We start from the raw sequence: 23,004 nt of genomic DNA on the forward strand, positions 1-23,004 counted from the left end.
GGCTGTCCTTTAAATGATGGGTCTTGGTCTGACACTAAAATGAGTTTGCTGATTGTGCTGTAAAGCGCAGTGAGTCTGTAATCTTTTTGCATGTCTGGCCGATTGTGCGCTAAGAATGGCTTAAAAAGACGGATGGTGCTGTTTCGATTATGATGAGTGCTTTATTGAATATTATTGGGCCAGGGCTAATGATGAAGCCAATCAAAGCAGTGAAGCCAGGCATGGTCAAACGACCAACATTGGCACGCACAGTAGACATCGTGGTTTATCCCGGTTTCAAGGCACTGGAAGCGATAGGGCCTATGTCGGTATTTGAATATGCGAATATCCATTTGCAGCGTCAGGGCAAGCCTGCTGCCTATGATGTGAAGATTGCAGCGGCCCATCAGGGGCCTGTACGTTCAGATACCCTGATGTGCCTGGAAGCCAGCAAGGTCATCAATACCCTGGCTTTGCCGGATGACGCCATCATCGTCGGTTCGCGCCATATACAGCAGGCGCTGGCAGACAATCAGGCCATCATCGATTGGGTGGCAGAAGTTGCACCCAGGATCAAACGCCTGGCGGCACTATGTTCAGGCGCTTTTTTCCTGGCACGCACAGGTTTGCTGGACGGCAAACATGCGACTACACATTGGAGTGTTGCCCAGCAATTGCAAGATGATTTTGCTGCCGTGCAGGTAGATGCTGATGCGATTTTTATCCGCAGCGGTAACCTGTGGACTTCTGCTGGTGTGACCGCTGGCATAGACCTGGCGCTGGCCTTTGTTGAAGATGATTGCGGTCATGAACTCGCGCTTGAAGTTGCCAGCGACATGGTGGTGTACCTGAAACGTCCTGGCGGACAGTCACAATTCAGCACGCATCTGATGAGCCAAAAAACGGCGCAAACCAATATACGTGAATTGCAGCAATGGATATTATCCAACCTGCACCAGCGTCTGCCGGTATCTCAACTGGCCAAGATGGCGGGCATGAGCTTGCGTAACTTCACCCGTCTGTTCCAGCAAGAAGTAGGTGCCAGCACGACAGAATTTATTGAGACTGCGCGCCTTGAATTTGCCCGACAATTACTGGCGGATATGTCTGAGCAAACCCTGCCGGTGAAAACAATAGCGGCACGCTGTGGCTTTGGTAGTGACGACCAGTTGCGCAGGGTATTTCAAAAGCGCTTGCAGATGTCGCCAACACAGTATCGTGCTGCGCTGGCTTGATTAAAAATCTTTAGATCATCAGATCTCTACATCGTCAGACTTTACATCGCCAGATTTTACATCGCCATATAGCGCCCCGGCCTGTGATTCAGGCTGATGGCCAGGTTGAGCGCAAAGGCACCAAGTACAGAAGCCAGCAAGGCCATAGGCGTGACCACCGCCAGCGATGCCAGCACGATGATGAAATCGACCGCCATCTGCAATTTACCGGCCCGTATGCCGCGTTTTTCTTGCAGATACAGAGCCAGGATATTGATGCCACCGAGGCTGGCCTGATGGCGGAACAAGACGATAAAACCCACGCCCATCATCAGGCCACCAGTCAGGGCAACATAAAAGGGAGCCATGACAGTTGTGGCTGTCAGATGCAGGAGCTTGGGATGCAGGCTGGAAAATACCGAGACCAATGCCACCGCACAAAAAGTCTTCAGGGTAAACCGCCAGCCCATGCGTCGCCAGGCCAGCCAATAAAATGGCAGATTGATCAGAAAGAACACCAGGCCAAATGACCAGCCTGTCGTATAGTGCAGCAAGAACGCCAGGCCCGCTGTACCACCCGTCAGCAAGCCAGCCTGATTAAACAGGGCAACACCCAGGGACACCAGCAAAGTGCCGGTGATAATCGCCAGCACATCTTCCAGCAGACTATGCGGGATAAAGCGTTTAGATGCTGTGGCGGTTTTCATGAAGGCGCAAAGTATGGGAATGAAAGGCAATTGTACGCCGCAGTCCCCAGCCCATCATCATGCTTCAGTGTGCATTCCCGCTTTCATTGACCTGTGTCAAACCTCCTGCTTCAGTTTTGCAACAGGCAGATGCCAGTGGTGAATAAAAAGCATGACTTGCCGTGCCGGATAAGTCATGCTTTTTTTACTCAATATGTCCTGGTATTTTTTGTAATCAGGCTTTCAAGGCCTTTAACTGTTCTTCTGCATCTGCACGCAGTTTTTTGCTCAAGGCTGGTTTGAAGCTCAGTGCTTTTTCAAAATAAGAAATTGCCTTGGGCTTTTCATTCACGGCTTGCAGGCATTGTGCAAGGCGGTAATAGATGCCTGCATTGGTATCAAGTGTCTGGGCTTTTTCAAACCAGCTCAGTGCTTCCTTGTGTTTGCCTTGCTCCTGTAATGAGCGGCCCATGCCAAATGCGCCTTGATATTTGGCAGGAAAGCGTTGCTGCAGGTCGGTAAAGATGCGCTCTGCATCACTGTATTTCTTTTGCTGTACATAATTCGCACCTATGCTGTACAGGATGTTGCGTTGCATGTTGATGAGTGACTCGGTATTACCGGGAATGGCACTCAGGGCTGCTGTTTCTGCACTGGCAAATTTGTCGTCTGCCAGGTCCACATTCGCCTGCAATAAATTGCCAGCAGCGCTATTCACTTTCGCGGTTTCTATGACCAGGTTTTGTGCCTTGCTTTTGCCACCACCAGCAATCGCCGGTGCCTGCAAATAAAATTGCAACAGCGAGCTGCGCGCGCTGTAATTTTTGGGGTCCAGTTCTACTGCCTTGATAAAGGCGTCGCGGATTTTGCCGGCGTAGGACATGGCGGCAAACATGCTGCCGGATGTGGCCTTGGTGCCTAAAACATTGCCCAGCATTTCATGGCATTCAGACAGTTGGGGATGGGCGCTAACACATTGCTCTGCGTATTTCGCGGCTTCATCGAGTTTGTCGAGTTTGCCTTCGGCCAGTATCAATTCTGCTTTTACCAGCAAGGCATCGGCGTTATTGGCATCGGTGCTTAATTTGGCATTCGCGGTTTTTTCTGCTTCAGCATATTTCTTTGCCTTCATCAAGCCATCGTACTCATGGGCGCTGGCGGCTTGCATGGTGAGCAAGGTGATGGCACTGGCGAGCAAAGCAGGTACAAGTTTCATGGAAGACCCCCGAAAAGAATTGATCCCTCATTAACGCTGCGCCAGTCATTTGGTTGACTGGCGCAGTGAAGGGGCAAAACCGCAGGGATCAAAAAGGACAGATCAGTCTCAGTCTTTCTTTTCCGTTTCCAGTTCCTTTTGTGTTTCTTCTGCTGTGGTGGCTTCCCTGGCCGGAAAGAAATAATCACGTGGATTTTCCTTGAAGCGTGTCCACAGCAAGACGGTCAGCAAACCACCCTGACCAAAACTGACACGGCGTGAACGCAAGGCCACCAGCATCGCCAGGCTGAAGCTGACACCGAGATTGACCATCCCTATGCACATGATGCCAAACAGCGAATAGGCCGCCACTTGCCAGCTCATGACATTGTCAAGGCCGACCAGGGCAAAGGCAAAATTGGCGCTGGCAAAGGTGATGTGGCGTATGTCTATCGGCAAACCAAAGAAACTGCCCAACTGCCCTATCGTACCGAGCATGATGCCAAAGAAAAAATTCCCCGCCAGCGCACCAAGGTTATTGCCTATGTAAGTGGTGACGCGCAACAGGCGCGCCTCGCCGAGCAGGCTTTTGAGCCAGCCCAACTGGCGCAGACGTTCCGGGATATTTGCGTAACTGGCCTTGTTATCGTAATAGCCTGAGATCAGGCCGGACAAGAACAGGCAGACACCGGCAATCGCCGCATGCGGCAAGGCAAGGCTGCCAAAGGGATCGATATCATGCAACAGGTGCTGGGCTTTTTCTGGCGACACCAGATGCTTGCCTGTGATGGCAAGCCAGGCCCAGGCAATGCCATAGGCGGTGGGCATGGCCAGGCCTATATTACCGATGATGGCAATGAATTGCGAACGCAATACGCGCACGATGAGCTCAGCCAGTTCATCAAGTTTTTGCTTGCCGCCATCGATGGCGCGCGCCAGCAGGGCTGCGGTCATCGCCGGTTGCTTGGTGGCGATGGTGAAGTGCAAGACATGCACCAGCATGAAGCCACCTGAGTAATTCAGGCTGTACAGCACAGCATAACCAAACGGCGCCAGCGCGAGGGAACCAAACAAAATCTTGATCAATGCCATGAAGCCGACAATGAAACCAGCACCCAGGGCAGAGCGCAACATCTCCAGCCATTCGGCCCGGTTGTTCGTCACATAGTGCTCACCACTTTTACCTGCACGCTCGGTCACCTGCAGTGACAAGAGCTCGGTATTGCTTTGCATGAGATTGCGCAGGCTATGGCTGTGGTTTTCTGCGATAGACAATTCCTTGAACAGGGCGGTACCTATGGTTGCTGCGTGCTCAGTGCTACGGCTGTCAAGCATGTCCAGCAACTGACGCAGGCGGGCTATGCTTTGCATCAGTTGCAGCAGCAGGCGCGTCAGGCTGATCGAGACGCCTTGCAATGCCGCCGTGCGGCGTATGCGGTTGACGATGTCTTCACACTGGGTCAGCAAGACTTCTATGTGTTTGCTGTCCTCACGTTCGCATGACTTGTCGGTCAGCCACTTGTTATAGCAAATCACATAGTCATTGATCGCATCATTCTGGCGCAGGAAAGGTGACTCGAATTTTTCTATGTCGGGATAATTGCGTACCAGTTCGGCTTCCAGGCCTATATTCGTGACGCGGTAAGACAGCACCTGTACGGCACTGAGAATTTCACATGTCAGTGCCGCATAGGTGGTACGCGGTGCACGCGAGCGAAAGCCTATGGCCCTGAGCAAATCCATCCAGGCCTGGTCGGTTACTGCATTGATCCAGATGTGGTCGGTTTTTTTATGAAACAACTGGCCAAATACGTCCTTGATATAGGCGTCATTGACCAGTGGCGGCAAAAATTTATTCATCAATCTTTGCCTGGCCGCAGACCAGAAGCCGGTATTCTGGGTGATGCCCACATCGGTGAACAAATGCACCAGCTTGCGCGTGGTCAATACCTGTACCAAATAACAGCGCAAGGCCTTGCGCCATGCCGGATTACTTTGCAGCACAAAGCACAGCGCACGCAGGTTGTCGGTAGCCCTTGCGGTATCTTGTGGACGGGGCGGGCGTATCTCTGCAATCAGCTCACGCAAGTGCTGGATATCATTGAGTGCAGGATATTCGCCAAGGCGGATTTCAATTTCCGCTAAAACACTGTCTAAGCTCAAACCTTTCTCCTCAAAATGCCATGAACATAAGCTTGTAACGCAATTCATGGGTTTTGTCATGCAGCCAATGAAAGTGGAGAGCCTTCCATTAGCATACCTTAGGCCTTAAGAGGTGTGGCAAATTGCTGATTTTTCAAGAGCAGCATTATGTAAGCCATTGCATTTGCATGCAAAAAGAGGCAATTTAGTCTAAAGTGTCGGGGTGTTCATTAAAAAGGTTGAGCGTTGGATAATTTATTGTTGGTGCTGGCTGCCCTGTTACTGGTCTTGTTAAATGGCTTTTTCGTGGCAGCAGAATTCGGTCTGGTGAAGTTGCGTCAGACCAGGGTGCGCAGTATTGCAAAAACCTCAGGTTTGCGTGGCCGCCTCTTATTCACGGTGCATCAACACCTGGATACCTATTTATCCGCCTGTCAGCTTGGTATTACCCTGGCATCCCTGGGCCTGGGCTGGATAGGCGAACCTGCCTTTGCACGCCTGCTGCATCCCCTGTTTATTCTTGCCGGTATCACTTCAGAAGAACTGATACACGGTGTCTCTTTCTTTTTTGCATTCTTCGTTATTTCCTTCCTGCATATCGTGGTCGGTGAGCTTGCGCCCAAATCCATGGCGATACGCATGCCTGAGCGCGTCTCTTTGTGGACAGCGCCAGCCCTGTATGCGTTTTACTGGGCCATGTACCCGGCGATCTGGACCCTGAACTTCAGTTCCAACAAGGTCTTGAAATGGATAGGCCTGAGTGCAGAACATGGTGGTGACGCCCATTATTCGCCTGAAGAACTCAAGCTCATCCTGCGCGGCAGCCACGGCGGCAAGAAAGAAACCCGCGATGAGTGGAGCATCATGGCCCAGGTGCTGGATTTTGGTGGTCTTGAAATTTCTGACCTCATGCGCCCCATCAATGAAGTCGTGGCCATGTACAAAGGCGCCAGTCTCGAAGAAAACATGCAGACCGCTGCCCGTAACCGCTTCAGCCGTTATCCTTATTTTGATGAAGATGAAGAAACCGTGCTGGGCATGCTGCACCTCAAAGACCTGTTCCTCGCGCAGCAGGCTGGCAAGCCGCTGGATGATCTGAGCAAGCATTTGCGCCAGGTTGAGTTTGTGCCACCGACCATGCCTGCGCTGGAATTGTTCCGCCGCTTCCGCAAGGGCGCGCCGCACTTCGCCATCGTCGGCGTGCGTGGCAGCAAGCCTGTCGGCTTTTTGACACTGGATAATCTGCTAAGTGCCCTGGTTGGCCAGATACGCGATGAATTCCGCCAGAATGAAAATGACTGGACGACCCTGGACGATGGTACCCTGATAGGCAAGGGCAGCCTGCCCCTGTTCACGCTGGGCAGTGCGCTGGGTTTTGATGTCGATAGCGATGAAGTCGAATCCATAGGCGGCCTGATCATGCACAAACTCGGGGACTTGCCGGTGGAAGGCCAGAAAGTCGAGTTTGAACGCTTTGATGCCGTCGTCAAGAAAATGAATGGCCCACGTATCATTCTGGTCAGGATACATCCCAAATCCGAGGCATAAGGAACACATCAGCAAAGCTGTGCACAGAAATAATGCAATTCATGATTGCATGGCAGGAAACTTGTTTTAGAATAGCTACTTAACCCTACTAGCAGTAATGTTTTATTGCCTGGTATAGAAAGTGCTGATCCCATGACTTCTCAAAACAGCTTGTCCATATATGCACGGAGCTTCTGGCTCACGCTTGTGGTATTTGCTGTTTTTACCCTTGTCTTTGGCTGGTATGTTTATGCCGAGAAAGCTGTAGATCAACTCAATGAGTTGCGTTACGAGTCACATATCCTGTCCATGGAATTACAGGAGAGTTCAGAGGACCTGACGCGCCTGGTACGCGCCTATGTCGTCACTGGCGATCCGGACTACAAACGCTATTTTCAGCAGGTTCTTGATGTACGTGATGGCAAGCTGCCACGACCTGCGCTGGGCAAGAATTTGTTCTGGGATCTGGTTCCGGCAAGTCAGGCCCAGACCAGGGACGAGGTCAGCAAGCTGAATGACTTTGCCGGTCTGCGTATCCCATTATTGGACCTGATAAAAAAGACTGGTATCAGTAAGGAAGAATTCACACTCCTTGAGCAGGCAAAGGCAAATTCTGACGCCCTTACCGCAATCGAATTCAGGGCCATGGATTTGATAGAAAACCCGGGGCCGGATGTGACGGCTGCCAGAGCCCAGGCCAGTCATCTTCTGTATGACGAACAATATCGCAAAACCAAACTGGCGATCTTGCAACCCATCGCACAAGCACGCCATTTGATGGAAGCACGCGGGCTGGTTCTGGTAGAAGAGGCGGCGCAGTTTGCCATGTACGTGCGCATGCTGTTCGTCTTTGTGGGCATCCTGCTGGTAGGTATGCTGTGGCGCGCCTATCGCTCGCTGAACATGAGCCTTGGCGCTTCCATCCATGAAGTGTCAGCCAGCCTGATTAATCTTGGCAAGGGTAATTTCACTACGCCAGTCAACGTCAGGCCTGGCATGGAAGTCAGCATCATGGGCTGGTTGGCAATGACCCAGGCAAAACTGGCCGAGATAGATGCAGAACGCAATCAGGCGGCGCAAAAGAGTGAGCGTCTGAGCAGGTTGTATCATGCTTTGAACCAATGCAATCAATCCATCCTGCGTCTGGAAAACAAAGACGACTTGCTGCCCCGTATTTGTGAAAATGCGGTGACCATAGGTGGTCTGAAAATGGCATGGATAGGGCTGGTGGATGAGAGTACCCAATTACTGCAGCCCGCTGCGTTTTTTGGCGCGGGCGCCAGCTATCTGCACGGTTTGCAGCTCTCTGTCGATCCCGCCCAGACTGAAAAGCATGGGCCCAGTGCGCTGGCCTATTTGCAAAACCAGCCTTACTGGTGTCAGGATTTTTTGCACGATACCCGCACCGCGCCATGGCACGAACGGGGTGCCGCACAAGGCTGGCTGTCTTCTGCGGCTTTGCCATTGCTCAAGAATGGCAGAGTGGTTGGCACCTTCAACTTATATGCCGGGAATGTCAATTCTTTTGATGTATCCATACAGGATTTATTGATGGAATTCGCAACAGATATCAGCCATTTCCTGAATCGTTTTGAGCTTGAAGATGAACGCCTGCATGCCTTGCAGATGGAGGAATTGCGTAGCTATATGCTGGAGAGAATTACTGCCAACACCACGCAAAAAGAATTGTTCCATGATGTTGTCCTGAAGGTCGAGTCCTTATTGCCGGATTGTCTTTGTTCCATCATGTTGCTGGACAGAGATGGCATACATTTGGCTACAGGTGCTGCCCCCAGTCTACCCCTACCCTTTATTCGGGCAATAGAAGGTGAGCCAATGGGTGTTGGCGTAGGTTCTTGTGGCAATGCCTTGTTCACTGGTGAACGTACGGTAGTTGCGGATATCTCCACCCATGCCTACTGGCGTGATTACCGGCAACTGGCAGAGCAGTTTGATTTGCGTTCCTGCTGGTCCGAGCCCATACGTTCTGCTGAACGCAAGGTCATAGGCGCATTCGCCATCTACCATCACCAACCTTCAGTGCCGGATACATTTTCCCTGAACTTGCTGGAGATGGCCGCCAACCTGATCGCCATAGGCATGGAACGCAAACAGGCTGAAGAAAGCTTGCACAAGCTGTCACAGGCAGTCGAACAAAGCTCAAACGCCATCGTGATTACAGATACGGCGGTCAACATAGAATATGCGAATGCGACTTACCTGAAGAATGCCGGCAAGGAGCTCAAGGAAGTCATAGGCCGCAAACCCAGTATCATGCGCTCGCGCAAGACTGCACCAGAAGTATATGTGGACATGTGGCAGCAACTGGGACGTGGCGAAAACTGGAAGGGCGAGCTGATCAACCGCTATGCCGACGGTCTGGATCATACTGATCTGGCACACATCTCACCTATCAGGAATAGCGAAGGTGTGGTCACACATTTCCTGTCTATACAGGAAGACATCAGCGATAAAAAACGCACCGAAGAACGTATCAAATATCTGGCACATTATGACGCGTTGACCGGCTTGCCCAACCGCACCTTGTTGGATGAACTGGCACGTTATGCACTGAGCCTGGCCGAACGTAGCCAGGATGCACTGGCGGTGATCTTCTTTGATCTTGACCATTTCAAGGACATCAACGACACCCTCGGCCATAGTCTCGGTGACACCCTGCTGGTAGAACTGGCCAAGCGGCTGGTGGCTACCATGCGCGAGAATGATACGATTTCGCGCCTGGGTGGTGATGAATTTATCTTGCTGTTAACCGGTGTCGATGAGCACAGGGTGGAGCAAGTCGTGCAAAAACTCATGCAGGTTGTGAATACACCATTTCACCTCGGCGAATATGATCTGAACGTGACAGCATCCATGGGCATCGCGATTTATCCGAATGATGGCAAAGACCTCGAAACCTTGTCGCGCAATGCTGATGCTGCAATGTACAGGGCCAAGCGTGAGGGCCGTAATTCCTACCGCTTCTTTACCCAGGAAATGCAGGAGCGCTCCACCCGTCACCTGGAGCTGGTGAATGCCTTGCGGCAGGCGCTGGAGAAGCAGCAATTCCAGTTGCATTTCCAACCGCAACTCTCGATGCAAACCGGTCATGTGCTTGGTGCCGAGGCATTGCTGCGCTGGCACCATCCTGTACTGGGGCATGTCTCGCCCGCGGAATTTATCCCGGTCGCAGAAGACAGCGGCTTGATTTTACCCATAGGTGAATGGGTCTTGCGTACAGCCGCAAAACAATGGAAGCAATGGCAGGCCAGTGGCTTGCCGGATTTACTGATTGCGGTAAACCTGTCAGCTGTCCAGTTCCGCCATCATGATTTGCCCGCGCTGGTGACACGCATATTGCAAGAGGCAGACATGCCGCCTGCATGCCTGGAACTGGAATTGACAGAAGGCGTGGCCATGCATGATCCGCAAGGGGCCATTGCCGTCATGAATAATCTGCATGAACGCGGCATACGCATGTCCATCGATGATTTTGGTACTGGCTATTCCTCACTCAGCTATCTGAAAAAATTCAAGGTCTATAAGCTCAAGATAGACCAGAGTTTTGTGCGCGATATCACCAGCGACCCGGAAGACCGGGCTATCGTCAGCGCCGTCATTAGCATGGCCAAGAGCCTGGGCCTGATGACCATAGCCGAAGGTGTGGAAACTGCAGAACAACTGGAATTTTTGCGGCAACAGCAATGTGATGAAGTGCAGGGCTATTATTATTCACGTCCTTTGCCTGCAGATGAGTTTGCAGCATTCTTCAGGAATAGTTTGCCATAGTCACGAAGCCATGGCGCGCTGGTGCTGATTTGATTCAGGCAGCTTTAGTCGCCAAAACAGATACCTATGTCCCGCCCTGTCTGTAAAGTATCACTATCCATGGGCACGGCTTTCATGCGGCCAGCCACTTCTTCCAGTGCCACATAATTCACGTTGGGAAAAGCCAGTGCGACCATGATGCCAGAATGGCCTTCATCCAGGGCACGCACGGCAGCGGCACCAAAGCGCATGGCTGACAAGCGGTCGAACGCAGTAGGGCTGCCGCCACGTAAAAGGTGGCCCAGGACGACGGCACGAGCCTCTTTTCCTGTCAGTTGCTGCAGCTCATGCGCCAGTTGCTCTCCCACCCCTCCCAGCCGCTCTACATAACCATTACCGGCCGTAGCCTGCACCAGGTGCTGGCCGCCGACAGGCAAAGCTCCTTCGGCAGCCAGTACGATGGAATAGTGGCGGCCATTTGCATCACGCTGGCGTATCATCGCTGCGATTTTTTGTATGTCATACGGTATTTCCGGTATGACGATCGCATGTGCGTTGGCAGCAATGCCAGAGTGCAGCGCTATCCAGCCGGCATAGCGTCCCATCACTTCTACCACCATGATGCGTTGGTGGCTTTCTGCAGTACTGTGCAGGCGATCTACGCATTCAGTCGCGAACGAGACCGCCGTGTCAAAGCCAAAAGTGGTAAAAGTCTTGTCAAGATCATTGTCTATGGTCTTGGGTACACCCACTACACGCAGGCCTTGCAGGTGCAGGGCATTGGCAATCGTCAGTGTGCCATCCCCACCTATGCATACCAGGGCATCGATATCCATTTTTTTCAGGTAATCATGGATGTCAGCGCTGCGGTCGATTTCCTGCACACTGCCGTCAGGCATGGTAGTGGCAAAGCGCAACGGGTTACCATGATTGGTGGTGCCCAGTATAGTGCCACCCAGATGCCCTATGCCGCGTACCTGATCTACGGTCAGGCGGGTCACGCCGTTATGCGGGTAACGCTCAGGCAACAGGATACCGTTGAATCCTTCACGTATGCCATAGCATTCCCAGCCACGTTGGGCCGCAGCCAGTACTACTGAACGTATGACTGCATTCAAACCTGGTGCGTCGCCGCCACCTGTACTGATGGCGATGCGCTTGATACTTGCAGTCATGTTCAGCCTGTCAAAAAATGGGGTTTTCTACAGTTAATTGTAGGGGATGTATTCAATCCCGTGTGAAATTTGTCCTATCACCTGGGCAATGTTTTCTGTGCTTTCGCTGAAACTGGCCAGGATGTCCGGACGCGTCATGCTCGCAGAAATACGGCCATTCCAGTAATCAAAACCTGCCTGGTCAGGGTTGCGGTGCAACACATTGTTGTACAGTGCCGTCAGGAAGGTATTGTCAGAAATATTGGCGCCATACATTTGCTTGAATTCAGCCGAATTGACGAAGCCTGCTGCCACATGATTGAGGTTTTCTGCCCCCTTGTCGAGCTGGCCTATCCAGTAACCGAGGCCAGCCTTGTCAGGCGTACGGTTAAATGCTGCCTGGTAGAGGCGATAAGCCTGGCCTGCGTTGCCATCCAGGTCCAGGGCAATCATCTTGTCCGGAAACTGTATTCTCTCTATATTGCTGAGCTTGCTGACCTGGCCGGTGATATTCGTGCCCTTCTGCGTCACGGTCAGGGTAAAGTCATTGCCGGTTTTTTCGATGGAAAAAGCACTGGCTGAGACATTGGTGAAGAGCGTGTCAAAACCTGCGCCGCCGTCAAAATTGTCATTGCCCAGACCATACACAAAAGTCTCGTTGCCTGTCGTACCTGTCCAGTTATCATTGCCCATCAACAATTTACCGAGGCGCTGGTCAAGAGGCAGGTTCAGGTCTGAAGCCTGGACCTGATAATTGATGCCGGTAATGCTCAACTGATCCGTGCCATTCGCGCCCGTCGTTGTGAACGAAGTGATGGTGCCGCCGGTAGGCATGACGGTATTCGGGTCCTGATATGCAAGGTTGATGCCTGTCCATTCTATGGTGGTCGACAGGCCCTTGTAGTAACCGCCATTCGGGCCGGTAGAAATATTGCTGGAAGGTTCGGTCGTGTACGTGATGAGCATGCCACGCTGGGTTACTTTGATATTCGCCATGTGTATCCTGTCAGGTATTGTGAAGAGAAATTCATGCAATATTTGTATTGCATAAGAAAAAATATTCTACTTCAAAAAAATTGACATTCATGCATTGCAACAAATTGATACAGAATCATGGCGAAGTATGCCTCAAAGTCCGTTCACCGGAATTTTGAGGTAGTGGACACCATTCGATTCAGCCGCTGGCATTGCCCCTGCACGTATGTTGACTTGTATGGCCGGGATCAGCAGGTAGGGCATTTCCAGTCCGGCATCCCGCTTGCCCCGCATTGCCACAAAGTCTGCTTCAGCGATGCCGTCGCGCACATGGATATTGCTGGCCTTCTGGCTGGCGACTGTGGTTTGCGTGCAGACTTCGCGGCCCGCAGGTGGATAGTCGTGGCACAGGAACAGCCGGGTCGCGGGCGGGAAGGACAGGAGTTTTTGTATGGAGTGATATAACTGGCTGGCATCACCTCCAGGAAAATCACAACGTGCAGTTCCCACATCTGGCATGAACAGGGTATCGCCAACAAAAATGGCATCACCAATAAGGTAGGCCACATCAGCCGGGGTGTGGCCGGGAACATACAGCGCCTGTGCAGTTAACCGGCCTATGGAGAATTTTGCATCTGCAGCAAACAGCACATCGAATTGCGTGCCATTGACAGGAAATTCCTGTTCAAGATTGAACAGGGTCTTGAAGGTCTTTTGTACTTCAGTGATTTTTTCGCCTATCGCAATCTGTCCGCCAGCCTTCTCTTTCAGGTACTGTGCCCCCGATAAATGATCGGCGTGGGCATGGGTCTCCAGCAGCCACTGCAGTTGCAAGTTATTAGTCGCCAGGAACGCCAGCACCTGATCGGCAGATTTTGTGGTGGTACGCCCTGACTTGGGTTCGTAATTCAGTACCGGGTCTATCACTGCTGCCTGGCCACCGGGCGCATCAAATACGATGTGGGTGGCAGTGCAGGTTTGCGTATCAAAGTAACTTTGTACTGTAGGGTTCATGATGAGCTCGCTCATGGCGAAGAGATGAGTTCTGGGATGATAGCAAAAATGCTGTTGAATTTGACATCTGGCGTACTTGTGCAGGATCAAGCCTGGTTTCAGACTCGACGCGAGAACATGACAGGAATACACTAGCGGGTGTTTTTATCCAGACTTTCAATATGTTGATCTCTGCAGCAGAACTTGTCGTGGTGCTTATCGGTGCTTTGGTTGGCCTTATCATGGGCCTGACCGGGGCAGGTGGTGGCATACTGGCGGTGCCCGCGCTGGTGTATACCCAGGGCTTCAGCATGCAGCAGGCCATGCCTGTGGCCTTGCTGGCTGTCAGTAGCGCAGCCCTGATAGGCGCAATAGAAGGTCTTATGCGCAAACTAGTGCGTTACCGTGCTGCCATCCTGATGGCAGTGGCTGGCAGCTTGCCTACCCTGCTTGGCGTGCAGGTTGCCCATCGGATGTCCCAGCAATGGCTGATGCTGGTGTTCGCCCTGATACTGGGTGTGGTGGCGGTGAGGTTGATAGTGCAATTGCGTTCGCCTGAATGTGATGATGCGCAGCGTGCCGCCATGGCGCGTATTAATGCCAGTACTGGCCGCTTTGAATGGTCATTCAAGACCGGTGCCGTGATCGCTGGCATAGGCGCAGTATCCGGTTTCATGACAGGCTTGCTGGGTGTGGGTGGTGGCTTTGTCATCGTCCCCATGCTCAGGCATTACACCAATGCCAGCATGCATGTGGCGGTGGCGACTTCACTGCTGGTCGTCAGCATAGTCGGTACCATGGGAGTAGGGTCTGCCTTGCTGAGTGGTACCCACTTGCCAGCTTTGCTGTCAGCCATGTTTGTTGCGACTACGGTAGGTGGCATGTTGCTGGCAAGACGCATCGCCTTGCAGTTGCCAGCAAAAAAAGTACAGATGATTTTCGTTGCTTTGCTTTTGTGTGTTGCAGTGAGCCTGGTTTATCGTGCTGTGGCCTAGTTGAGGTTGCGGCTGGCATTCGTCATGTTCGCACCATTCAGTATCGCTGCCTGTGATTCCAGTTGCCGTGCAACATTGCCGCAGACCAGGTCGCACAGTGCATAGATAGACTCATCAGCGATATGGTAATACACCGAAGTACCACGGCCTTCGCGAGCTACCAGGCCATGCTTGGCCAGGGTGGACAGGTGGCGTGAGACATTCGCCTGCGAGCAGGAGCAACGCTCGGCCAGTTCACCTACATTGTGTTCTTTTTCGCGCAGGCAATTCAGTATGCGCAAGCGGGTAGGCTCAGCCAGCGCCGAAAAATAATGGGCAATCTGTATCAAAGCCTGATCAGATAATCCGTCCATGACAGTCAATGTGGTAGTGGGAATATTTCTATCATACCCCGAGTTTGCAAGATTGCCCACGCTTAATTTACTATTTGCGTAATTGCGCAAATAAGCATATTATGCTTCTGCTGCACATGCGAAAGACATCTGCAAAAAACCTGCTAAGGCGCTACATCTACTGAACCATGGCCACCCAAATCCTTCATTTTCATCATCTCAAGCAAGTACTTGCTGCTATTTTTGCACTATTTTTTCTGGCTGATGTCATGGCGGCTGAACTGGTGGTGGCAGAGGTCAGGGCTGGCAACACGGGCGGCATGATCACCGCCGATGGTGTGGTAGAAGCGGTCAGGCAGACGGTGATCGCCGCCCAGATATCAGGTGCCATTACAGAATTGCCGGCAAAAGCGGCTGGCAGCATGAAAGCCGGGCAAGTGCTGGCCCGAATCGATGGCCGCGCTGCCAGCCAGCAGGCCTATGCCAGCCAGGCCCAGGTCGAAGCGGCGCGGGCAGAACTGCAACTGGCCAGCAAAGACTTCGAACGCCAGAAGCAACTGTTTGCCCGGCAATACATCAGCCAGGCGCAACTCGACAGGGCAGAGGCCCAGTTCAAATCTTCCAGCGCTGCTGCCCATGCGCAAATTGCCGGGGCTGGCGCGGTACAGACGCAGGCGGGCTTCTATGCATTAACGGCCCCTTATGCTGGACGCATCGCTGATGTCTATGTCAGTCAGGGAGATATGGTCACACCGGGCAAAGCCCTGATGACAGTGTTTGACCCAGCCGCGTTGCGTGTGACGGCAAGCTTGCCGGAGGCAAGCATCGCTCGCCTGGTACAGGGCCAAACGGTCACGATAGAGATACCTGCTTTGCCAGCTGCGCAACGCATAGTCAGGCTCGATAAATTCACTGTCTTGCCAGTGACTGACGCCAGCACCCATACCGTGCAATTGCGCTTTGAGCTTCCCGCCATCAATAATATAAGTGGGCTTGCACCCGGCATGTTTGCGCGTTTGCAATTGCCTGTTCATACACAGGACAAGACGGATGCTGCCCGCCTGTATGTACCAGCCAGTGCCATCATCCGGCGGGCAGAATTGTGGGCTGTTTATGTCGTCGGTCCGCAGGGCAAGCCCCTGCTCAGGCAAATCAAGCCCGGCCCGGTCATGGGTAATGAGCAGGAGGTGCTCGCAGGTGTCACAGCCGGTGAGAAAGTACTGCTCCACCCTTTGACGACAATGGCGGCACGCTGAGGACCGGCCATGAACACTTTGGGACACTCTGGCCGCATCGCCCGGTTTTTTCAGACGGCACAAATCACACCCTTGCTGGCACTGGTCGCCTTTTTGCTTGGCGTTTTCGCCATCTTCGTCACGCCCCGTGAAGAGGAGCCGCAAATCAATGTGACCATGGCGAATGTGCTGATCCCTTTTCCGGGTGCCTCGGTCAGGCAGGTGGAACAGCAAGTGGCGATACCGGCAGAACAACTGCTGAGCCAGATCGCCAATGTAGAACATGTGACGTCGGTATCGCGCCCCGGCATGGCCATCATGACAGTGCAATTTCAGGTGGGAGTTCCACGTACGGAGGCACTGGTGCGCCTGTATGACCTGGTGCACAGCAAGCGCGACTGGTTGCCTGCCAGCCTGGGCGTGCAGGAGGCCATTGTCAAACCCAAGGGCATAGAGGATGTGCCCATCATCGCACTTACCTTATGGAGCAAGAATCCACAAAGCGCAGCCTATGATCTGGAACGGGTTGCCCATGGCATGGAGGCTGAACTCAAACGTGTCAAAGGCACTCGTGACATCAGCACTATTGGTGGCCCCGGACGCGCCATCAATATTGAACTCGACCCTGCCAGGCTGGCAGCGAATGGCCTGACCGTGGCAGATCTGCAAAGCAGCCTGCAAGCGGTAAACCTGGGTTTGCCTGCCGGTGAGCTGACGCGTGCTAACCAGAGCATTGCCATCGATGCCGGGCCCTTTCTGCAGGATGCACGCGCGGTATCAGAGGTGGTGGTCGGTGTCAGGGCCGGCAAGCCTGTCTTCATGGAAGATGTGGCAAAAGTAAGGGATGGCGCCTTGCCAGCCAGTGCTTATGTCTGGCATGGTCAGACCGGCAAAGACGCCGCTGAATATCCTGCTGTCACCATCGCCATCAGCAAGCAGACTGGCCAGAATGCAGTTGCCGTTGCCGATGCTGTCAAACAGCGGGTAGCAGAATTGCGCAATACCCTGATACCCGCCGATGTGGAAGTCAGCATGACGCGCAATTACGGCCAGACTGCAGATGACAAGGCCAAAAAACTCATACAGAAATTATTGTTTGCTACCGCCTCGGTCGTGGCCCTAGTCTTCATCGCACTGGGACGGCGCGAAGCAGCCATCGTTGGCACGGCCGTGATACTGACCCTGACAGTGACACTGTTTGCCTCCTGGGCCTGGGGTTTTACGCTGAACCGGGTATCCCTGTTCGCCCTGATTTTTTCCATAGGCATACTCGTCGATGATGCCATCGTCGTCGTTGAAAACATACACAGGCACCAGACACTGTTCCCGGATCAATCACTTACAGACATCATACCTGCTGCCGTCGATGAGGTCGGTGGCCCCACCATACTCGCGACCCTGACGGTGATTGCAGCGCTCCTGCCCATGGCCTTTGTCAGCGGCCTGATGGGCCCCTACATGAGCCCGATACCCATCAATGCCAGCATGGGTATGCTGTTGTCGTTGGCCATCGCCTTCATCGTCACGCCCTGGCTGGCACGCATGTGGATGAAACCGGGCCATGGCAAGCACGAGAGCAAAGTGCAGAAAAAAATAGCTAACATTTTTGCCCGGATATTTCGGCCCTTCCTTGACGAACGTAAGGGCCGGGTGAATGGCTGGAAGCTGACGCTGGTTATCTTTGCATTGATCGCGATGTCCATTGCTTTGCCAGTGCTCGGCTGGGTGCATTTGAAGATGCTGCCGTTTGATAACAAGTCAGAATTCCAGGTCGTTGTTGATATGCCTGCGGGTAGCCCGGTAGAAAAAACAGCAGCAGTCTTGCGCGAACTCGGTGCCTATTTGTCGCAAGTGCCGGAGGTGGCTGACTACCAGGCCTACGCAGGAACTGCCGCGCCCATCAATTTCAATGGCCTGGTGCGTCAATACTATTTACGTACAGGTGGTGAGGCCGGTGACTTGCAGGTGAACCTGGTTGACAAGCATCACCGCAACGAGCAGAGCCATGCCATCGCCAGTCGCCTGCGTCCGGCACTCCAGCAAATCGGCCAGCGCTTTTCAGCCAATGTAAAAATAGTGGAAGTGCCACCCGGCCCGCCCGTGCTGGCAGCCATCGTCGCAGAAATTTATGGTCCAACAGAAGAAGGCAGGCAGCAGGTAGCGAAAGCAGTGCGTGCCGTTTTCAACAAGACCGGCGGTGTAGTCGATGTTGATGACAGCAGTATCGTCAATGCGCCACGCAAGGTCTTGCTGGTAGACCAGCGCAAGGCTGCAAGCCTGGGCATCAGCCAGGCTGCTATCGTCACTACCCTGCGTGCCGGTTTGCACGGTGACGCTGCGAGCTATCTGCATGATGAGAGCAGGTATGCGACTGCGATGCAGCTACAATTGCCAGTCAGCGAACAAGGCAGTCTCGACAGTTTGCTGAACCTGAATGTCAGGTCGGCACAGGGCAAGCTGGTGCCCCTGCGTGAACTGGTGACTATCTCGGACACTGTGCGTGAACAGCCGGTGTTTCATAAAGACGGTCTGGCGGTTAATTATGTGACTGCCGACATGGCCGGTGCGACCGACAGCCCGCTGTACGGCATGTTTGCCATGCGCGGCGAACTGGCAAAAATCATTGCCCCCGATGGTGGCAAACTCCAGGAATTTTTTATCCAGGCCCCGTCTGATCCCTACCGCGGATACAGCCTGAAATGGGATGGTGAATGGCAGATCACGTATGAAACTTTCCGTGACATGGGTGCAGCCTATGCAGTAGGTCTGGTGCTTATTTATCTGCTGGTTGTGGCGCAGTTTGGCTCTTACCTGACGCCTTTGATCATCATGGCGCCAATACCGCTGACCATCATAGGCGTCATGCCTGGCCACGCTTTGCTGGGGGCACAATATACCGCGACGAGCATGATAGGCATGATTGCCCTGGCTGGCATCATCGTCAGGAATTCTATCTTGCTGGTGGATTTTATCCGGCTGCAATTGTCGGCTGGCATGGCATTCCGTGAGGCGGTTGTCAGTTCTGCCATCACCCGGGCGCAGCCGATAGTCCTGACAGGTTTTGCTGCCATGCTCGGTGCCTTCTTCATTCTCGACGATCCCATCTTCAATGGCCTGGCGATCTCGCTGATTTTCGGCATCCTGGTATCGACCCTGCTGACCCTGGTAGTGATACCGCTGTTGTATTACCGCACTTATAAAAATCACCCTGATTTTCAACAAGGAGTTTCATCATGACTAGCTGGCAAATCGTTCGTATCGTTGCAGGATGCTTTATTCTACTTAGCCTGGCGCTGGGCATGCCCGGCAGCCCCTTGTTTGTTGATCAATGGTGGCTGGCTTTCACCGCTTTTGTCGGCGTCAACCTGTTGCAGAGTGGTATCACCAAATGGTGCCTGATGGAAAGTATATTGCGCAAGCTGGGTGTGCGGGCGGGCAACTGAAAGATATTCTGCCTAACCCTTGATGAAAAAATTAATGCGTGAATGGGGTGAGGCCAGCAAGTCGCTCTGACGCCGCCCGGCGTTCTTGCGCCTGCCCTGCAATTTGCGGGTATTCAACAAGATAGCCTGTTGTTTTTCACGACGGTCAGCACTGCGCCGGTCGTCTGTCTGGCGACGATCAATTTCTGGCCAGGTGGCTTCTTCACTGCTGGCTTTGCCATCTTGTGCTTGCCCCTGTGCAACAGGGCGGCGCTGCTGGCTGCTGGCATGCGGCATTTCTGCGGCTTGCTCAAAGATGCGGAATACTTTTAAGGGAAACATGACATAAGTGCGAAAAATAAGGCTGTTCGCACTTAGAACGGTAAAATTGCCTAAAACTTTAGCAAGCCCGTTTTTGCAGGCTTGCCAAACTGCAAGATAATTTCAGATGGGAAATGTTTGCTGCCGCTCAAACCTTTAACTGGAAGGGTGTGAAATTCGTATCCTTGTCATAGTAATCTTCATTTTCCTTGCGCTTGAGGAAGGCGACTACCTTATAAGTCACTGGTGTCATGATGACTTCCCAGCTGGTTTTCAGCACATATTGCGCCACCATGACGGTGATCAACTGGCTGTCTGACCAGATGCCATAAAAGGCAATCACATAAAACAGGCTGGAATCAACAAACTCGCCACATATCGTCGAGCCTATGGTGCGCATCCACAAATGCCTGCCTTCCATGGCAACCTTCATCTTGGCCAGCACATAGCTGTTCACAAAGCTGCCACACCAGAATGCCGTGACCGAACCCAGAATGATCCTTGGCGTATTACCAAATACCGCATTAAGGTGGGTCTGGTATTCAGTATTGAAGGGGTCGGCAGCCGGTGTCAGTGCCAGTACCACCACCGACATGACGGCGGCAAATAATACCGCCCCAAAACCTGCCCAGATTACACGGCGGTCGCGCCCATAGCCATATACTTCGGTCAATACATCGCCAAAGATATAAGAGATAGGGAAGAACAGGACGCCCGCACCAAACGTCACAGTCCCCAGTATCGGCAAGGTCACTTGCGCAGCCTTGGCCGCGCCGATGAGATTCGAACATAACAGGACGGTGACAAAGGCTGCCATAACAAAATCATAATATTTATAACTGGCAAGTGGGCGTGTCATATGATTTATCCTGATATATTGCGATAGGTTGTGATGTCTGCAGGCAAGGTTTGAAACATATTCCTGCACCTCGTTCAGGCTTGTCAACCTTGATGCAGGAATATGTTGAAAAATAAACTTTGCAAGACGCAGTTAAACGCAGCCTGAAAAGATATACAACAAAGTTCAGCGCTTTTGACGCGTCTTACAAATCTGCATTTGCTACAATGAACTTACCTCAGTTCTAAAGTGTTTCCATGTGCGCAGCCCCAATCACTGTTGATGTTCCCGTTGAACAATTATGTATAGGCTTGTATGTGCATCTTGACATGTCCTGGCTTGAACACTCGTTTGCGCTCAATAGTTTCAAGATCAAGAGCCAGGATGAGATCACGGCGATCAGGCATCTGGGTCTGAAAACCATCAGGGTCAGCCCGGCCAAATCAGATAACCGCCCTTTGCCACCGCCACCCAAAACGGCGGAGGTGGCCGAGCCCGAACCGGTCATGACACCGAGCCCGGAAGAGCTGGCCTTGATAGCGGAGAAAAAATCACGCATAGAAAGGCTGGTCAGGGAACGCAATGCCATCGCCCAGTGCGAAAAGCAATTGTTGAAGGCAGCCAGTACGCTCAAGAATATTACCCGTAACCTGTTTTCCCGTCCGCAGGAATCGGTGCGCGAAGCTGAGCAACTGGTGCAGCAAATGCTGGATTCTTTGCTCGTTGATAAAGACATCGCCATTCATCTCATGAATGACAAGATAGTCGGTGAAGAAGCTTATTATCATTCGCTCAATGTCGCCGTACTGACCATGATGCTGGCAAAGGAACTGGCCTTTTCCGAGGACGACATCCGGCAACTCGGCATGGGTTGCATGTTCCACGACATAGGCAAGATAGAAATTCCTGACCGCATCGTCAACAAAAGCTTTGCGCTGACCAAGGCGGAGCAAAACCTCTTGCAGATGCACAGCCATTATGGCCAGCAGATAGGCGAGAAACTGAACTTGCCAAAAGGCGTCATTGACATCATCGCGCAGCATCATGAAATGGCCGATGGCAGTGGTTATCCACAACAACTGAAGGCAGAACGCATTTCGCCGCTGGCACGCATCGTTGCCATCACCAATACCTATGACAACCTGTGCAATAAACCCAACCCGGCTGATTCCCTGAGTCCGTATGAAGCCATGTCCTATATGTTTGCCAACCAGCGCAAGCAATTCGACGCTGCAGCCCTGAACCTGTTCATACGCTGCATGGGGGTTTATCCGCCAGGTACCATCGTCAAACTCAGCGACGGCACCCTGGGCATGGTGGTGGCAGTCAATTCCGGTAAACCGCTGCGCCCCAGCGTATTGATCTATGACCCCAGTGTTCCCAAGTCCGAAGCCATCATCCTTGACCTGATACACGAACCCATACTCGACATCACCGCCAGCCTCAAGCCCGGCCAGCTGGCACCGGAAGTGTATGACTACCTGAGTCCACGCAAGCGCATGACTTATTTCTTTGATACGCAAAAGGCAGAAAACCAGAAGCGCCCATAAATATACCGGGTTTAACTGGCTTGCCGCGGCAATGAGGCAATCAGATCGGCAAAACGCTGCCCCTGTATCATGATATGACCGCGCAATAAATTTGCGGTCAGTTCTGCCTCACCCTGCAAGATCGCTTGTACTACCTGATCATGTTCATTATAGGAATTGGCAACACGGTCACGCACACGCAGTTGCAGGCGACGGTAAGGGCGCAGGCGGCGGTGCAAATTCATTGCCTGCTTCTCCAGGAAGTCATTATGGCTGCCGCGGTAAATCAGGTAGTGAAACACTTCATTCTTGTAAAAATATTCGTCCGGGTCTTCGGCATCACGCGCCTCTTTACAGGCTTCGTGGGCAGTTTTTAAATCTGCCTGTTCCTGTTTCGACATGCGGCGCGCAGCCATGCGCCCGCACATGGCTTCAAACTCTGCCATGACCTCAAACATTTCTACCAATTGCTGTGGGCTGATGGTCGCTACCTGGGCACCGCGCCGTGGCCGCATTTCTATGATGCCCATCGATGCCAGTTGTATTAATGCCTCACGTATCGGCGTGCGCGATACGCCAAAGCGCTCGGCCAGCTCGGTTTCATCGAGATGATGGCCAGGCTGCAGTTGTCCTGTTGCTATCAATTCTTCTATTTCTTCCCGCAGGCTTGCTGATCGGTTTTTCATTTTTCTTATGCAT

Annotated in this window: 18 protein-coding genes; 8 read left to right on the forward strand and 10 right to left on the reverse strand. The window is 52.7% G+C overall.

The annotated features are described in order from the left end of the window. The first annotated feature begins 191 nt into the window (after window positions 1–191). Window positions 192–1,214, forward strand: a complete 1,023-nt coding sequence (locus UNDYM_RS01735) for a GlxA family transcriptional regulator (RefSeq protein WP_232063668.1) — start codon at window positions 192–194, stop codon at window positions 1,212–1,214. 56 nt (window positions 1,215–1,270) lie between these two features. Here UNDYM_RS01735 and UNDYM_RS01740 read toward each other — a convergent pair whose 3' ends face one another. The 3 genes from UNDYM_RS01740 to UNDYM_RS01750 form a co-directional block, all read right to left on the reverse strand. Continuing rightward, window positions 1,271–1,900 (reverse strand): YitT family protein, encoded by a 630-nt coding sequence (locus UNDYM_RS01740; RefSeq protein ID WP_162039490.1) that lies wholly within the window; start codon window positions 1,898–1,900, stop codon window positions 1,271–1,273. Between the two features lie 214 nt (window positions 1,901–2,114). Next, the gene (locus tag UNDYM_RS01745; protein ID WP_162039491.1) at window positions 2,115–3,095 is read right to left on the reverse strand and encodes a tetratricopeptide repeat protein; all 981 of its coding nucleotides are present in this window, start codon (window positions 3,093–3,095) and stop codon (window positions 2,115–2,117) included. Between the two features lie 108 nt (window positions 3,096–3,203). Then, complete coding sequence (locus UNDYM_RS01750; RefSeq protein WP_232063669.1) at window positions 3,204–5,237, reverse strand: site-specific recombinase; 2,034 nt, start codon at window positions 5,235–5,237, stop codon at window positions 3,204–3,206. Window positions 5,238–5,462: 225 nt separating this feature from the next. On the opposite strand from UNDYM_RS01750, the gene UNDYM_RS01755 reads away from it, so the two are divergent. Both UNDYM_RS01755 and UNDYM_RS01760 read left to right on the forward strand, forming a co-directional pair. Next, window positions 5,463–6,764 (forward strand): hemolysin family protein, encoded by a 1,302-nt coding sequence (locus tag UNDYM_RS01755; protein ID WP_162039493.1) that lies wholly within the window; start codon window positions 5,463–5,465, stop codon window positions 6,762–6,764. A gap of 132 nt (window positions 6,765–6,896) precedes the next feature. Then, entirely contained in the window at window positions 6,897–10,532 is a 3,636-nt protein-coding gene (locus UNDYM_RS01760) for an EAL domain-containing protein (protein ID WP_162039494.1), read from the forward strand. A 44-nt stretch (window positions 10,533–10,576) separates the two neighbouring features. On the opposite strand, the gene UNDYM_RS01765 is transcribed toward UNDYM_RS01760, so the two are convergent. From UNDYM_RS01765 to UNDYM_RS01775, 3 genes are all read right to left on the reverse strand, one after another. Further along, window positions 10,577–11,686: a 6-phosphofructokinase gene (locus UNDYM_RS01765; RefSeq protein ID WP_162039495.1), complete on the reverse strand. Its 1,110-nt coding sequence runs from the start codon at window positions 11,684–11,686 to the stop codon at window positions 10,577–10,579. A 33-nt stretch (window positions 11,687–11,719) separates the two neighbouring features. Continuing rightward, complete coding sequence (locus tag UNDYM_RS01770; protein ID WP_162039496.1) at window positions 11,720–12,661, reverse strand: DUF4214 domain-containing protein; 942 nt, start codon at window positions 12,659–12,661, stop codon at window positions 11,720–11,722. A 132-nt stretch (window positions 12,662–12,793) separates the two neighbouring features. Further along, entirely contained in the window at window positions 12,794–13,654 is an 861-nt protein-coding gene (locus UNDYM_RS01775) for an MBL fold metallo-hydrolase (protein WP_162044406.1), read from the reverse strand. Window positions 13,655–13,815: 161 nt separating this feature from the next. Between UNDYM_RS01775 and UNDYM_RS01780 the strand changes: the two genes are divergently transcribed. Further along, on the forward strand, window positions 13,816–14,628 hold the full coding sequence (locus tag UNDYM_RS01780) for a sulfite exporter TauE/SafE family protein (protein WP_162039497.1): 813 nt from the start codon (window positions 13,816–13,818) through the stop codon (window positions 14,626–14,628). Here the strand turns inward: UNDYM_RS01780 and UNDYM_RS01785 are convergent. Continuing rightward, window positions 14,625–14,981 (reverse strand): helix-turn-helix transcriptional regulator, encoded by a 357-nt coding sequence (locus tag UNDYM_RS01785; protein WP_162039498.1) that lies wholly within the window; start codon window positions 14,979–14,981, stop codon window positions 14,625–14,627. The genes UNDYM_RS01780 and UNDYM_RS01785 overlap by 4 nt on opposite strands. 167 nt (window positions 14,982–15,148) lie before the next feature. Between UNDYM_RS01785 and UNDYM_RS01790 the strand changes: the two genes are divergently transcribed. From UNDYM_RS01790 to UNDYM_RS01800, 3 genes are read left to right on the forward strand one after another with little or no spacing between them, the layout of a single operon-like run. After that, window positions 15,149–16,216 carry an efflux RND transporter periplasmic adaptor subunit gene (locus UNDYM_RS01790; RefSeq protein ID WP_162039499.1) on the forward strand — a complete coding sequence of 356 codons (1,068 nt, stop codon included), beginning with the start codon at window positions 15,149–15,151 and terminating at the stop codon, window positions 16,214–16,216. Window positions 16,217–16,225: 9 nt separating this feature from the next. After that, complete coding sequence (locus UNDYM_RS01795) at window positions 16,226–19,432, forward strand: efflux RND transporter permease subunit (protein ID WP_162039500.1); 3,207 nt, start codon at window positions 16,226–16,228, stop codon at window positions 19,430–19,432. Beyond that, on the forward strand, window positions 19,429–19,638 hold the full coding sequence (locus UNDYM_RS01800; protein ID WP_162039501.1) for a DUF2892 domain-containing protein: 210 nt from the start codon (window positions 19,429–19,431) through the stop codon (window positions 19,636–19,638). The genes UNDYM_RS01795 and UNDYM_RS01800 overlap by 4 nt, the downstream gene beginning before the upstream one ends. Before the next feature lie 12 nt (window positions 19,639–19,650). On the opposite strand, the gene UNDYM_RS01805 is transcribed toward UNDYM_RS01800, so the two are convergent. Together UNDYM_RS01805 and UNDYM_RS01810 are read right to left on the reverse strand one after the other, a co-directional pair. Next, window positions 19,651–19,959 (reverse strand): hypothetical protein, encoded by a 309-nt coding sequence (locus UNDYM_RS01805; protein ID WP_162039502.1) that lies wholly within the window; start codon window positions 19,957–19,959, stop codon window positions 19,651–19,653. A 127-nt stretch (window positions 19,960–20,086) separates the two neighbouring features. Next, the gene (locus UNDYM_RS01810; protein ID WP_162039503.1) at window positions 20,087–20,797 is read right to left on the reverse strand and encodes a queuosine precursor transporter; all 711 of its coding nucleotides are present in this window, start codon (window positions 20,795–20,797) and stop codon (window positions 20,087–20,089) included. Window positions 20,798–21,033: 236 nt separating this feature from the next. Here UNDYM_RS01810 and UNDYM_RS01815 point away from each other — a divergent pair, with 236 nt between their 5' ends. Then, window positions 21,034–22,326 carry an HD-GYP domain-containing protein gene (locus tag UNDYM_RS01815; protein WP_162039504.1) on the forward strand — a complete coding sequence of 431 codons (1,293 nt, stop codon included), beginning with the start codon at window positions 21,034–21,036 and terminating at the stop codon, window positions 22,324–22,326. Window positions 22,327–22,337: 11 nt separating this feature from the next. Here the strand turns inward: UNDYM_RS01815 and UNDYM_RS01820 are convergent, their stop codons facing one another. Next, window positions 22,338–22,991: a GntR family transcriptional regulator gene (locus UNDYM_RS01820; protein ID WP_370529427.1), complete on the reverse strand. Its 654-nt coding sequence runs from the start codon at window positions 22,989–22,991 to the stop codon at window positions 22,338–22,340. Window positions 22,992–23,004: the final 13 nt, after the last annotated feature.

Source organism: Undibacterium sp. YM2, assembly GCF_009937975.1.
Classification (GTDB): domain Bacteria; phylum Pseudomonadota; class Gammaproteobacteria; order Burkholderiales; family Burkholderiaceae_D; genus Undibacterium.